Origin of the sequence: Microbulbifer pacificus, assembly GCF_033723955.1 — a bacterium.
GTDB lineage: Bacteria > Pseudomonadota > Gammaproteobacteria > Pseudomonadales > Cellvibrionaceae > Microbulbifer > Microbulbifer pacificus.
The window spans coordinates 2,027,276-2,041,328 of record NZ_CP137555.1; the positions used below are offsets into that span (position 1 = coordinate 2,027,276).

Annotated in this window: 9 protein-coding genes; 1 reads left to right on the forward strand and 8 read right to left on the reverse strand. The window is 64.1% G+C overall.

Features of this window, described 5'->3' with window-relative positions:
• Positions 1-35: 35 nt before the first annotated feature.
• The gene (locus R5R33_RS08775) at positions 36-914 is read right to left on the reverse strand and encodes a helix-turn-helix domain-containing protein (RefSeq protein WP_318955642.1); all 879 of its coding nucleotides are present in this window, start codon (positions 912-914) and stop codon (positions 36-38) included.
• 162 nt (positions 915-1,076) lie between these two features.
• On the opposite strand from R5R33_RS08775, the gene rep reads away from it, so the two are divergent.
• The gene (gene rep, locus R5R33_RS08780; protein WP_318955643.1) at positions 1,077-3,110 is read left to right on the forward strand and encodes a DNA helicase Rep; all 2,034 of its coding nucleotides are present in this window, start codon (positions 1,077-1,079) and stop codon (positions 3,108-3,110) included.
• Positions 3,111-3,196: 86 nt separating this feature from the next.
• On the opposite strand, the gene R5R33_RS08785 is transcribed toward rep, so the two are convergent.
• The 7 genes from R5R33_RS08785 to R5R33_RS08815 form a co-directional block, all read right to left on the reverse strand.
• The gene (locus tag R5R33_RS08785; RefSeq protein ID WP_318955644.1) at positions 3,197-3,616 is read right to left on the reverse strand and encodes a c-type cytochrome; all 420 of its coding nucleotides are present in this window, start codon (positions 3,614-3,616) and stop codon (positions 3,197-3,199) included.
• Between the two features lie 197 nt (positions 3,617-3,813).
• Positions 3,814-5,475, reverse strand: a complete 1,662-nt coding sequence (locus R5R33_RS08790; RefSeq protein ID WP_318955645.1) for an amidohydrolase — start codon at positions 5,473-5,475, stop codon at positions 3,814-3,816.
• 55 nt (positions 5,476-5,530) lie between these two features.
• A complete protein-coding gene (pcaF, locus tag R5R33_RS08795; RefSeq protein ID WP_318955646.1) occupies positions 5,531-6,736 on the reverse strand; it encodes a 3-oxoadipyl-CoA thiolase in 1,206 nt (401 codons plus the stop codon).
• 87 nt (positions 6,737-6,823) lie between these two features.
• Entirely contained in the window at positions 6,824-9,127 is a 2,304-nt protein-coding gene (locus R5R33_RS08800) for a TonB-dependent receptor (RefSeq protein ID WP_318955647.1), read from the reverse strand.
• Positions 9,128-9,187: 60 nt separating this feature from the next.
• Positions 9,188-11,221, reverse strand: a complete 2,034-nt coding sequence (locus tag R5R33_RS08805) for a sulfotransferase (protein ID WP_318955648.1) — start codon at positions 11,219-11,221, stop codon at positions 9,188-9,190.
• 116 nt (positions 11,222-11,337) lie between these two features.
• A complete protein-coding gene (locus tag R5R33_RS08810) occupies positions 11,338-12,717 on the reverse strand; it encodes an amidohydrolase family protein (RefSeq protein WP_318955649.1) in 1,380 nt (459 codons plus the stop codon).
• Positions 12,718-12,728: 11 nt separating this feature from the next.
• The gene (locus tag R5R33_RS08815; protein WP_318955650.1) at positions 12,729-14,042 is read right to left on the reverse strand and encodes a Xaa-Pro dipeptidase; all 1,314 of its coding nucleotides are present in this window, start codon (positions 14,040-14,042) and stop codon (positions 12,729-12,731) included.
• Between the last annotated feature and the right edge of the window lie 11 nt (positions 14,043-14,053).

Below are 14,053 nucleotides of genomic sequence, written 5' to 3' on the forward strand. Positions count from 1 at the left end.
GCTTAGGTGGCCCCCGTTGCCGCGACCATTATTTGTCAGGTAATCGCCGCGCTCATCAGCGGGCGGTACAGCAGCGGGTGATCTTCCGGCACCGACGCCAGCTCCGCGTCACTCACTACCCGCTGGTTATCGTCGCGGTATATGTGCCCGATCAGCAGTCGCGGCTGCACCAGCTGCGAGGTGGAAGACAGGGTGTCGTTGTACACCGTGAGGTTGACGATGCCAGTTTCGGTGTTGAGCGCCAGCGGATAGTCGCTGGTGTGGATCAGGCGTCGCGCCAGCTGCTGCCAGTTGTCCGGCAGTGCCCCGGCCGCCTGCAACCGCTCCAGTATCGCCCACCCTTCGGGGGCATCGCTCTGCAGGGTTTCCATGGTGAGGTACAGGGCGAGGCCACAGGACAGCGCGGTGCCATTATGCAGATGCGGGCGCAGGCCCTGGGGATGCATTACCAGCTCGTAGATGTTGGGATCTTGCAACAACGTCGGGCTCACCCGCGACAGCATAAATGCCAGCCAGGCGCGGTTGGCGGAGATAACGCGGCCGAAATTATCCAACGCGAACGCGGGTTCCGGTTCCGCCCGCGCCATGGCGTTCTGCATCGATTTGTTCATCCACGCCGCCAGTTCCGGGGAGTCAAACACCGACTGGTCAGCGGAGAAGCCCGCCGCGGTGAGCAGGTAGGCGCGATCGCGCCCGCTCAGGCCAAAACAGTCCGCCAGCGACGCCGCCACCAGCCGCGAGGGCTGCGAACGGCCGGTCTCGAGAAAGCTGATGTGGCGGGTGGACACACCCAGCTCTTCCGACAGCTGCTCCTGGGACATACCCAGGGTCTTGCGCCAGAAGTGCATCAGGCGCCCGAACGCGCTTTCGCCGCGGGATTGGTCCACCAGGGACAGCGGTGTACTGGTCTTCATGGGGTCGGCCCGTATTTTTGTTATGTGCGCCTGCAACGCAGGCCGCTCTCTCGTCGCGTTGATCAATATAAATCCAACTCCGGGCGCAGCCAACCCGGGGCGCGGCTGATAGAATCCCCTCCTTCGAGTCGTTTCAGTCCTTCCCAACCCCGCTGTACCCCTATGACCAAACTCAATCCGCGCCAGGCGGAAGCAGTCAAATACGTCGACGGACCCTGTCTGGTGCTGGCCGGTGCCGGCTCCGGCAAGACCAGTGTAATTACACGCAAAATCGCCTATCTGATCGAAGAGTGCGACTATCAGGCGCGAAATATTGCCGCCCTGACCTTTACCAACAAGGCCGCGCGGGAGATGAAGGAGCGGGTCGGCAAGCTGATCGTCGGGCCGGACGGCAAGAAATCCAAGGCCTCCCACGGCCTCACCGTGTCCACCTTCCACAACCTGGGCCTGAATATCCTGCGCAAGGAGCACCGCGCCGCCGGCTTCAAGCCGGGTTTCTCCATCTTCGATGCCGAGGACGCCCGCGGCCTGATCAAGGAACTGATGCTGCGCGACGGCGATCTGGACACCGACCTGCTGGACCGGGTGCAGAACCAGATCTCCAACTGGAAGAACGACATGCTCACCCCGCGCAAGGCGCTGGAACTGGCGCAGAGCCCGGGGGAGCAGGCGATGGCGGTGGCCTACGGGCGCTACTGCGAGGCACTCAAGGCCTACAATTCCGTCGATTTCGACGATCTTATTTTGATTCCAGTGCAGCTGTTCGAATCTGATCCCGAATTGCTGCACCGCTGGCGGAGAAAAATCCGTTACCTGCTGGTGGACGAATACCAGGACACCAACAGCTCTCAGTACCTGATGGTCAAACTGCTGGTGGGCGACCGCGGCGGTCTCACCGTGGTGGGCGACGACGACCAGTCAATCTACGCCTGGCGCGGCGCGCGCCCGGAAAACATGAGCCAGCTGAAGCAGGACTACCCGAACCTGCGCCTGATCAAGCTGGAGCAGAACTACCGTTCCACCAGCCGCATCCTCAAGGTGGCCAACCACCTGATCGCCCACAACCCGCACGAATTCGACAAGGCGCTGTGGTCCGACAAGGGCCTCGGTGACGAGATCCGCGTGCTCAAGACCGCCAATGAGAACGAAGAGGCGGAGCGGGTTGCCAACGAGATCTTCCTGCAGAAGGCCCGCCGCGGCGCCAAGTTCATGGATTTCGCGGTGCTGTATCGCGGCAACCACCAGGCGCGCCTGATCGAAATGAAACTGCAGGAAAACCAGATCCCCTACCAGATGTCCGGCGGCACCTCCTTCTTCGCCCGCGCGGAGATCAAGGACGTGATGGCCTACCTGCGCCTGCTGGTGAACCCGGACGACGACAACGCCTTCCTGCGCATCATCAACACCCCGCGCCGGCAGATCGGCACCAGCAGCCTCGAAGCGCTGGGCAATTACGCCAAGGGCCGAGAGATCTCCATGCTGCGCGCCTGTTCGGAAATCGGCTTCAAGGAACACATCACCGAACAGGGTTACGAGCGCCTGGACCGCTTTGCCCACTGGCTCGAGGGCGTGGCCCGCAACTGCGCCGACAACAGCCCGGAAACCGCGCTGCGCGAGATGCTCGACGACATCGATTACGCCGGCTGGCTGTCGCAGAACGCCAGCAGCGAGAAGGTGGCGGAGAAGCGCATGGAGAACGTCTACTGGCTGCTGGACAGCCTGATGAAGACCATGGAGGGCACCGACGACGAGCTGGAGCAGGACGTGCGCCTGGAACAGGCCATCTCCAAGCTGATCCTGCGCGACATGCTGGACCGCCAGGAGGAAGAGGAAGCCACCGACAAGGTCAGCCTGATGACCCTGCACGCGGCCAAGGGTCTGGAGTTCCCCTACGTGTTCATGATCGGCATGGAGGAAAATCTGCTGCCGCACCGCAACAGTATCGAGGACGACAATATCCAGGAGGAGCGCCGCCTCACCTACGTGGGCATCACCCGCGCGCAGCGCACCCTGACCATGACCCTAGCGGGCAAGCGCAAGATGTTCGGCGAGAACCAGGACACCACCCCCAGCCGCTTCCTCGACGAAATGCCGCAGGAGGACTGTATCTTCGAAGGGTTTGGCAAGGCGACCCCGGAACAGAACCAGGCCAAGGGCGCGGAGACCCTGGGCTCGCTGCTGAGTATGTTCGACTAGTAACGGGACGTCGCTGCCCGCCGGATTCCGGATACAAAAAAGCCGCTCAGTGAGCGGCTTTTTTGTATCCAGCAGTAAGCGATCGCTTACTTGCTGTTTTCTACCATATGGTCAACGGCAGCTTTCACCTCATCCTCGGAACAGGTCATACACAGACCTTTCGCCGGCATCGCGTTGAAACCGTTCAGCGCGTGGGTGTAAAGCGTGTCCATGCCCTTGGCAATACGGGGACCCCAGGCAGCGGCGTCGCCGAACTTGGGGGCGCCAGCCGCGCCAGTACCGTGACAGGCAGCGCAGTTACCGGTGTAAACATCGCTACCGCTGCGGGCACCGCCAGAAGAGGCCGCTGCCGCCGGCGCTGCCGCCGCGCACTCGTCGCCTTTCATGCAGGTCTTGCCTACCGGGGCGGTTCGCTCGGAGATCTGCTCATCCACAGACTGCGCCACTGCAACCGCTGCGCCAGCCACCACGGCCAGCGCCGCCACGAAATTCAATACTACTTTCATCCTTTCCCCCTAAAGGCCCAGCCGGCCCGTAGATTTCGGCGCAATCGCCACAAACCTCTACCAAACAGCCGCGCATTATAAGCATAGCGCCCGCCCCTGCGAAGGCCCGCGCACCATTAGCAACCAATTCCCCGTCATTTCCCTTTGCCCCGCCACTCCGCCTGTGCGGCGAAGATAGGCAACGGCGCGGTTATACCCTAGTTATCCACAGATACCCGCTGACCGTCGAGGTAGGTGGCCAATACTCGCGCCTGGCGCAATTGTGCCGCGTCCAGAGTGCCCGGCTGCTTGTCCAGCAGGGTGAAATCGGCGGGCATACCCAGCTGCCACGGACGACTGAACATCGACAGGGCCTGTTCCAGCGGCAGCTTTTGTTCGGGGTGCCAGCCTGCGCGCGGGAATCCCTGGTAATTTTGGCGGGTCACGGCGCTGTACATGTCCGAGAGAGGGCCGGTGGGCAGGGTAAAGGCATCGCTGCCGCCCAACAGGCGGTTGCCGGCCTTGAGCAGGCTGGCGAATGCGTATACCCGGTCCGTGTCACCCAGTCGGGCATCCTCCATAGCATGCCCCTGGTCGTCGGGGTAGACGAAATTGGGTTGTACCGACAGCGAAATGCCCAGGCCTGCGGCACGGGCGCTGTCTTCATCGGACAGATACGAGGCGTGCTCCAGTCGCAGGCGTTCGGGACTAATATCGGGGTGGCTTTGCAATACGAATTCGAAGGCATTGAGCACGCGGTGGACGGCGTCATCACCAATGGCGTGGGCGGCAAGGCCGAGGCCTGAGTCCAGTGCGCGCTGGGTCCACTGGACAATTTCGTCGTCGCTCATGCGCATCAGGCCGCGGGTGGAGGGATCGTCGTTAAACGGATGGGTGAGCGCGGCACCGCGGCTGCCGAGGGCACCGTCGGCAAACAGTTTGATGTGGGTGACAGTCACCCGGGGTGAGCCCGGCCGCGGCGCACCGCTGACCAGTTGCTCGGCCAGGGCCGACGGCGCGGGAATCATCAGGTTGATTTTCAGTGGCAGCGGGTGTGTCCGGTCGAGCGCCAGCAGCGCGTCGAGAATGTAGCCGCTGTCCAGATTCAGCCCGACGATACCCGGAGGCGCCAGAAAGCCGGCGTCGTAGACTTCGGTATTGCCGGCCCGCGCCAAGGTCCGGGCGGCGGCCGCAAATGCCGACGTCAGCTCTGCGACATCTGGTTTGGGCAGCAGCGCCAACACAACTTCGTTGGCGCGCTCGAGCAGGACGCCGGTGGGCTCGCCATCGGGCCTGCGTAAAATCCGCCCCCCCGCGGGATCCATGCTCGCGCGGTCGATCCCCGCCAGGGTTAGTGCCGCACTATTGGCCCAGCCCGCATGGCCGTCCACGCGGGTGAGAAAAACCGGGCGGTCTGGTACCGCTTCATCGAGCCATTTGCGATCGGGGAGTTCGGTCGCGCCCCACGCCCCCTGACTCCACCCCTTGCCTAGCAACCACTGGCCTTGGGCCAGTTGGCTGGAGCGCGCGCGCAAACGCTCCACCAGCGCCGCTTTTGACGTGATGCCGGACAGATCCACAAACAGGGCTTCACCATTCTGCCGGTTAACCAGCGACCGCCCGACATTGAGCAGGTGAATATGGTGATCTACAAATCCGGGCAACAGCGTCGCGCCGGCAAGATCTTCCTTTGCCGTGGCGGCGCCCGCCATCGGTAAAATTTCCCCGTCCCTGCCCATGGCCAAGACTTTGCCGTCTTTGATGGCGACGGCAGCGGGGATGCCGGCACCGTTATACAGAATCCTGTCGGGGGCCTGCTGGCTGCAGGCGCTGGTCAGCAGCCAGCTGAACAGTATGAGTAGCTTGCGAATATGGGGCATGGAAATGCAGCTCCTTTATTTTTATGGATTCGATATCAACGGCATCAACGGCGCATCAAATCCGCTCGATCACCACCGCGATGCCCTGCCCCACACCGACACACATGGTGCACAGCGCATAGCGCCCACGGCGGCGGTGTAACTCCGCGACCGCGGTGTTGATGAGGCGCGCACCGCTCATTCCCAGCGGGTGGCCGAGGGCAATGGCGCCGCCATTCGGGTTTACCCGCGGGTCGTCGTCCCGCAGCCCCAGTTCACGCAGTACCGCCAGAGCCTGGGCCGCGAAGGCCTCGTTCAGCTCGATTACATCCAGCGCCTCAAGGCTCAGGCTCAGCTGCCGCAGCAGCTTGCGCACCGCCGGCACCGGGCCCATGCCCATCAGCCGCGGCTCCACCCCCGCGCTCGCCATACCCACGACCCGCGCGCGCGGCGTCAGGCCGAATTGGCGGGCCGCGTCCTCGCTCGCCAGCAGCAGCGCACAGGCGCCGTCATTGACGCCGGACGCATTGCCCGCGGTGACGCTGCCGCCGTCGCGAAACGGCGCGCGCAGTGCGGCGAGCGACTCCAGCCTGGTGTCCGCGCGCGGGTGTTCGTCACGGGCCACCAGCAGCGGCTCGCCTTTGCCGCGCGCCACCGGCACCGCTACCAGTTCTTCGTCAAACAGCTTCTCCGCCTGGGCGATCGCGCACTTCTGCTGGCTGCGCAGCGCGAAGCGGTCCTGGTCCTCGCGGGAAATCCCGTAGCGTTCGGCAACATTTTCCGCGGTCTCCGGCATGGAGTCGGTGCCGAACATGCGCTGCATCTGCGGGTTGATGAAGCGCCAGCCGATGGTGGTATCGAAAATTTCCGCCTGCCGCGAGAAGGCCGTGTCGGCCTTCGGCATTACCAGCGGCGCGCGACTCATGGACTCCACCCCGCCGGCGATGGCCAGTTGCGCCTCGCCGCAGAAAATCGCCCGCGCCGCCTGCCCCACCGCCTCCATGCCGGAACCGCACAGACGGTTGACGGTGACCGCAGCGCTGGCGACCGGCAGCCCGGCGAGCAGTGCCGCCATGCGCGCGACGTTGCGGTTGTCCTCACCGGCCTGGTTGGCACAGCCGTAAAACACCTCGTCCAGTGCCTCCCAGTCCACGCGCGGATTGCGTTCGATCAGCGCGCGCAGCGGAATTGCCCCCAGGTCATCGGCGCGCACCGACGCCAGCGCGCCGGCATAGCGGCCGATCGGGGTGCGGATACCATCGCAGATCAGTGCCTGTTTCATTGTTGTTTTTTTCCCAAGGATGAATCACACAAAAGGGCATCAAAAAAAGCCGCACCCGGGGGCGCGGCTTTTGGGAGTTGCCTCAGATCAGAAGCGGTAGCCGAGGCGGACGCCAATGCTGCGCGGCCGGTTGGTGGTGATGCGCGCGTCGTAGTCATTCTCGTTGCGATAGATCTCGGCGCGCTCATCGGTGAGGTTGCTGACGAACATATCCGCCGACCACTGCTCGCCGCTGAGGCCCGCCGACATATTCACCAGGTCGTAGGCGGCCTGCTTCTGACGCAGGCTCACGTCCAGGCTGTTCCAGGAATCGTCGGTGTGCGACCAGGCCATCTGCACATAGGCGGGCATGGAACCCAGCTCCATTTCGTAGCGCGCGGTGGCGCTCAGCTGGGTCTCGGGCACGAACGGCATGGCGGTGCCGGTGGGCGCACTGACAATGCCCTCGAGGCGATCGTCGTCGGTCTGGTAGTAGTCGTCCTGCAGTTCCGCCGCGTTGAACGAACCGGACAGCGACAGCAGCAGCTGTTCGCTGGCGGCGTAGGTCAGGTCAAACTCCATACCGTTGGTGCGCGACTGGCCCACGTTGGTGATCAGGGTCAGCGGCGATACCTGGTAGTCCAGGTAGGCGTACTGGAAGTTTTCCCAGTCGACCCGGTAGATGCTGCCGTTGAAACGCATGCGGTTGTCGAGCAGTGTCGCCTTCCAGCCGAACTCGTAGTTGTAGACCCAGTCCGGGGAATAGGCCGGCGACACCACACCCACCTGGGCGCGGTTGACACCGCCGGGGCGGTAGCCTTCCGAGTAGGTGGTGTAGAGCATCACATCGTCGTTGAGCGCATAGCTCAGGTTGACCTTGTAGGTCTCGCCCTTGTCGTCGGTGACCGCGTCCACGTTGGGGTAATCCACACAGGGGAAATCGGTACAGCGACCGAGGGTGCCGGCAAAGCCCACCAGGGAGTTTTCCAGATCGAAATGGCGGATACCCACCATCCCGGTCAGTTTCTCGGTAAGGTCGTAGCTGACTTCACCGAACAGGGCGCGGTCGGTGTCCTTGCGCACCTGGGCGGTCTGCCACACCACATGGCCATTCTCGATTACCGAGTCGTCGGTGCTGAGCTCCGGCACCTGCCAGCGCATATCGAAATCGTGCACCTGCTCCTGGTAGAAGGCACCGGCGATCCAGCGCAGGCGATTCTCCTGGTCCGACTGCACCCGCAGCTCGTGGCTGGTGCGACGATATTTACTGTTGTCGTCGATGTACTGGGTCGGATCGGCACAGCCACCCATGCTGTTGTAGTAGAGACAGTCGTAACCGTAGTCCGCGTACAGGTTTTCCAGGTACTCGGCGTAGGCGGAGTAATCGGAAGCCCAGTCACTGTCGCGATCCAGGTGGGCACCGGCGTAGGTCACCTCGAGGCCGCCGACGCTGCCCGTCAAGGTCAGCGAGCTCTGGGTCCAGCTTTCCTCATATTTGTCCGGGCCGAAGCGCACCACTTCGAGATCGCCCACGTCTTCCGGGTCATGGTCGAAGACGCCGTTGGTCTCCTGCTGCTGGGTGTTCACCCCGAGGTTCGCGGTCCAGTTATCGTTCAGGTCGACCTTCAACTGCGCGCGCATACCCTCGGTCACGCTGTCGTTGAAGTCTTTCTCCACATACTGGTCGTTGGTGACGGTGATACCGGAGGCGGCGTAGGTGCGGCTGCCGGCGACGCTGTCGATATAGCCCGCATCTTCCTGGCGCCAGCCCACCACACGCAATGCAGCCCGCTCATTGATCGGCAAGTTTACAAAGCCCTCGACGGAATTGCCCACACCGCCGTTTTTGGTGCTGTTCACGCCCACATCCATGGCCGCTTCAAAGCTCTCGGTGGTCGGCTGGTTGGTGATGATGCGCAGGGTGCCGGCCTGGGCACTGGAACCGAACAGGGTGCCCTGGGGACCAGACAGGGTCTCGATACGCGCGACGTCGTACACGTGCACATCCAGCACCTGGTTGATGGTGGTCACCGGCTGCTCGTCCAGGTACACCGCCACACTCGGCTGCGAGCCGGAGTGGTTGCCGTCACCGCCGGAGGAGATGCCGCGCATGTACACCTGTGACACGCCCGGGCGGGTGGACTGGAAGGACACCGCCGGCATGAAATTGATGTAGTCGCTGAAGTTGTTGATGTTCTGCTGTTCGAGCTTCTCGTTGGTCAGCGCCTGCACTGCAATAGGAACATCCTGCAGATTTGTTTCGCGCTTGGTGGCGGTCACCACCACTTCTTCCAGGGAGGCGTCCGCCCAAACCAGCGCGGGAGCCAACAGCGAGGATGCGATCACCACCGGCAGGCGCTTTTTCACAAAGCCGCCGAATTTCGGTGCGCAGAGTTTTTTATCAATTGTCATTAACACTCTCCGTTGGTATTGCAGTTTTTTCTGTTGTTTTTGATTGCTCGTCATTTCCATTCAAAGCGGATAGCGGGCCATAACCTCCTGCCCCAGTGCCTCGATCAATGGTTGCAGCTGCGGCACAAACGGCCGGAACTGCGACAGGCCGTCGCGGTATACCGGCTGGCGCACCTGCTCGGAACTCGCGGTGTGCACCGCGCGTTTGTTGTTGTGGAAATCCACACAGGCCTGTTCGAACGGCAGCCCGCAGTAGTCGAGCAGCCGCTGCACCTGCCCCTCGAGATCCGCCACCGTATCCTCGTACTGCACACGCAGCACGCGGCCGGGCAGTACCGCTTCGAAGTGGTCCATCAGGCGCAGGTAATCGCGGTAGTAGTGACCGAGCTCTTCCAGGTCATAGCTGAAGCGCTGGCCGCGGGCAAAATGCTGTTTGAAATTGGAAAAACAGCAGGCGATGGGATGGCGCCTGGCGTCGATGATTTTCGCGTTCGGCAGCATCTGGTGAATGAAGCCGATATGGGCGAAGTTGTTTGGCATCTTGTCGATGAAAAACGGCTTGCCGCGGCGCTGCACGCGCGTGCGCTCGAGATATTCCTCGCCGAGTTCGCGCCACTGCGCCGGCGACAGTTCCGCCAGCACGCCGGGGTAGCGCGATGCTTCGCGCATGTCCCTGCGCCCGCCGAGACGGCGCGCCATCGCGATCACGTCCGGCAGTTCCATGGTGCCCTCGATCTGCGAGTGGCTGGCGAGGATCTGCTCCACCAGGGTGGAACCGGAGCGCGGCAGGCCGAGGATAAAAATCGGATCGCTTGCGCTGCAACCTTGGTCGGCACGCGCGGCGAAAAATTCCGGGGTAAACAGTTCGATCGCCGCGTCTGTGCGCTCGGCATTTTCCTGCGCGGAATAGTGCAAGGTGCCGCGGCGCAGGTGGTTGCCGTCGGCGTAGTGCCGGAACGATTCCTCGTGCTGCTCCGCATCCTCACACGCCTTGCCGAGGGCAAACAGCAACTGCGCGCGCTGCTCCACGGATTTTGCCGGCCGTGCGAGACGGTCGCGCATCGCCGCCGCATCGGCATCGTCGAACTTCACCGTCTTCAGGTTGGCGAGGCTCCACCACGCCTCCCCCAGTTCCGGGTCCAGTGCGGCGGCGCGGCGGTAGGCGGTAACCGCTTCGGCCTGGCGCCCTACGGTCTTGAGGGTGTGGCCGTAACTCAGCTGTACCTGTGGCTGCGCGTCGCTCTGCGCCAGCAGCTGTTCATAGATGGCCAGCGCTTCGTCATTGCGGGCCAGGCGCACCAGGGTGGCGCCTTTCAGGATCAGGTAGTTGGGGTTGTCGGGCTCGGCACTGAGCAGACGCTGCAGTTGGTCGAGCGCCTGGGCGTGGCGGCCAAGGCGAATCAGCGCGAAGGTGTAGTTATAGCGCGCCAGCAAAAAGTCCGGCGCCAGTTCCAGGCAGCGCGACAGCAATTTTTCCGCATCGGCATAGCGCCCGAGTTTCAGGCCGAGCTCCGCCAGCAGGCGAATCGCGGTGACATCCGCGGGCCGGCGCTTCAGGTAATCACGGCTCAGCTGTTCCGCCAGCGCCAGCTGGCCCTGCTGCAGTGCCTGCAGCGCGCGGCGCAATTGCGGGTCGCGCGCGGTGAGCGCGGCAAACTGGCCGAGCGCCGCTTCGCCCTCGTCGGTTTTATCCAGCGCCAGCAGCGCGTCGCCGAGGGATTTCCACGCGGGGGCAAAGTCGCCCCTCAGGGTAACCGCGCGGCGCAGGGCTTCCGCGGATTCCGCCAGCCGCCCCAGGGCGCGCAGGCTCAGACCCAGTTCGTACTGGGCCTCGGCAAAACCGGGGTGTTCGCGCACCAGCGGCTCGAGCACCGCCAGCGCCTCGGGTACCCGCGCCAGCAACCGCAGCGCCACCGCCTGCAGCTGGCGTGCGTAAACCGACTGCGGATTGTCCGCCAGCAGCGCGCGCAGTTGCGCCAGCGCCGCTGAGGGCTCGCGCGCCAACTCCTGCGCTATGCGCTGCAGGGCAATATCCGCGCTCTGGGCAGTGTCCGCGCTCTGGGCACTCTGTGGTCGGGTAGCTGCTGAAGGCATAACCGGGTTTCGCTTGGCGTTTTGATTATTGATAGCTGCGTCCAAGACTACTTCCATCCACAAATGTTCACAATAAGAATGTTTGTGCGATTACCGCACAAACGGCGTTAACCGCCTCACTCAACATCCCGCCACTTGAAGACGTGGCCGCCCTTCACCACCAGCGACACCTGCTCCAGGCGGCGGATATCCGCCAGCGGATCCCCTTTCACCGCAATCAGGTCGCCGAGCAGTCCCGGCTTGAGTGCACCTACCTGACCTTCCCAGCCCATAAAGTGCGCCGCCACGCTGGTGGCCGACTGGATCGCCGCCATCGGCGACTGCCCGCGGGCCACGGCATAGCTGAACTGGCGCGCGTTCCAGCCGTGGGGATAGACCGCGGAATCGGTGCCGTAAATCAGTGGCACGCCGGCGGTCACTGCCGCACTGAACACCTGGCGCTGGGCCTCGGTGGTCTCGTCACCCTTGCGCACGAACTCCTCCGGCCAGCCCTCCTTGCGCCCCACTGCGGAGATGTAATCTCCGTCGTAGATATCCATGGAGAAAGCCACACCGCGCGCAGCGGCCAACCGGATGGACTCGTCATCCGCCAGCGACGCGTGTTCGATGGTGTCGGCGCCGGCGAGGATGGCGTCCTTGATGGATTCCGCGCCATGCGCATGCGCTGCAACTTTCAGACCAGCGGCGTGGGCCTCGCGCACCACCGCGGCAATTTCCGCACGGGTCATTTCCGGCGCGCCGGGGACCCCGCCGTAAGCGAGTACCGCGCCGGAAGCGATCACCTTGATCACGTCCGCGCCGCCGGCGATGGCCGCGCGCGCCTTCTCGGCAAACTGTTCGGGGCCGCGCGCAACACCCGCGCGCAACACCGCGGGAATCGTCTCCGGCGCCCGCCCCGGCACAATGGTGTCGCCGCCGCCGCCGGGGATCGTCAGGTAGAAACCGGCGGTCTGGATGCGCGGGCCGATGTCCTCGCCGGCGTTGATCCGGTCGCGGATGCCGTTGACCCCGAACGCCAGGTAGCTGCCCAGGTCGCGCGCAACCGTATAGCCCGCCAGCAGGGTGGTGCGGGCATTGGCGCGGCTTAGCGGCAATTGCTGTTCGGGCGTGAGGATGTCGAGCACGTCGGCGGAATCGATACCGCTGTCGGCGAGGTGGGTGTGGGTATCGATCAGGCCCGGCAGGCAGGTGTGGGTCGGCAGTGCCAGCAGCGGCAGGTCCGCGGGGGCGGCGTCCGCCGGGGCGACGGAGGCGATGCGGCCGTCGCGGATGATCACCAGCTGGTCCCGCAGCGGGGTGTCGCCAACCCCGTCGATCAGGCGGCCGCAGCGGATGGCGATGCTGCCGGAGTCCGGCGTGAACGGCAGGCGGGTCACGGCGATGTCGCCGCTGCCTTCCTCGCCGATACCTGTACCTACACCCGTACCAATACCGGCACCGATGGCGGCAGTGCCGGCGCAGAGCGCCAGCACCAGGGAACGCCACTGTTGTTTCATGGCGCTCACCCTCAGTTGATCACGGTAACCCGTCCGGACTGCACCACGGTATCCACCTGCTCGAGCACCGCCACGTCCACCAGCGGATTACCCTTAACGGCAATCAGGTCGGCGCGCTTGCCCGCTTCCAGGCTGCCGATGTCACTTTCCAGTCCCAGCAGCGCGGCGGCGTCCAGGGTCGCGGCGCGAATGGCTTCCGCCGGGCTCATGCCGTACTTCACCATCCAGCTCAGCTGGCGCGCATTCTGGCCGTGGGGATAGACACCGGCGTCGGTGCCGTACGCCAGCTTCACGCCGGCGCGGTGGGCGCGGCGGAAATTCTCGCGCTGGGCTTCCGCCACCAGTTTTTCCTTCTCCAGGGTTTCTTCCAGCAGGCCCGCCTTGCGGCCCTCCTCGCGAATGAACTCGTCGTTGTAGATGTCCATCACCAGTGCAACACCGCTCTGCTTGGCCAGGCGAATGCCCTCGGCGTCGATCAGGCTGGCGTGCTCGATGGAGTCAACGCCGGCGCGGATCGCGGTCTTGATGGCATCGGCACCGTGGGCGTGGGCGAGGATTTTTTTGCCCATGCGGTGGGCCTCGTCGACCATCGCGCTCATTTCCTCGAAGGTCAGCTCCTGGGTGCCCGGGTGATCGCCCTTGGTCATCACGCCGCCGGAGGCACAGAACTTGATCACGTCCACGCCGTACTTGGCGTTCTCACGCACCTTCGCGCGCAGTGCCCAGGGGCCGTCGGCGACGCCCTCGTCGCGGTGTTTGAATTCCTGTGCCAGCAGGTTGGTGTCGCAGTGGCCGCCGGTCATGCCGAGGAAGTTACCCGCGGCCAGGATACGCGGGCCGGGCACTTCGCCCTTGGCGATGGCATCGCGCAGGGCCACGTCCACATAGCTGTTTTCACCGGCGCTGCGCACGGTGGTGAAGCCGGCCTTGAGGGTGGTGAGCGCGTTGGCGGTGGCGGTGATCGACTGCGACGGCACGGAAATGGTGACAAAACTGTAGGCGCCACTGTAGGCATCCGCCCCCAGATGCACGTGGGCATCGATCAGCCCCGGCAGCACGGTGCTGTCACTGAAGTCGATTACCTTGGCACCTTCCGGAATCGCGTCGCGGCCGACGGAGCGGATAACCCCGTCCTCGACCCGAATCACCTGCTCGGCCAGCAGCTTGCCACTGCGCACGTCGAGCAGTTGCCCGGCCTTGATCCACACCTCCTCGGCGCTGGCCAGGGCGGGAGCGGCGAGAGGCATCGCGGCCATGGCCGCCAGCAACAGCGGGCGCGCAAAACGGGTGACTCGTGACCGTGTATGAGACGTTGCATATGACATAGGAAGGCTCC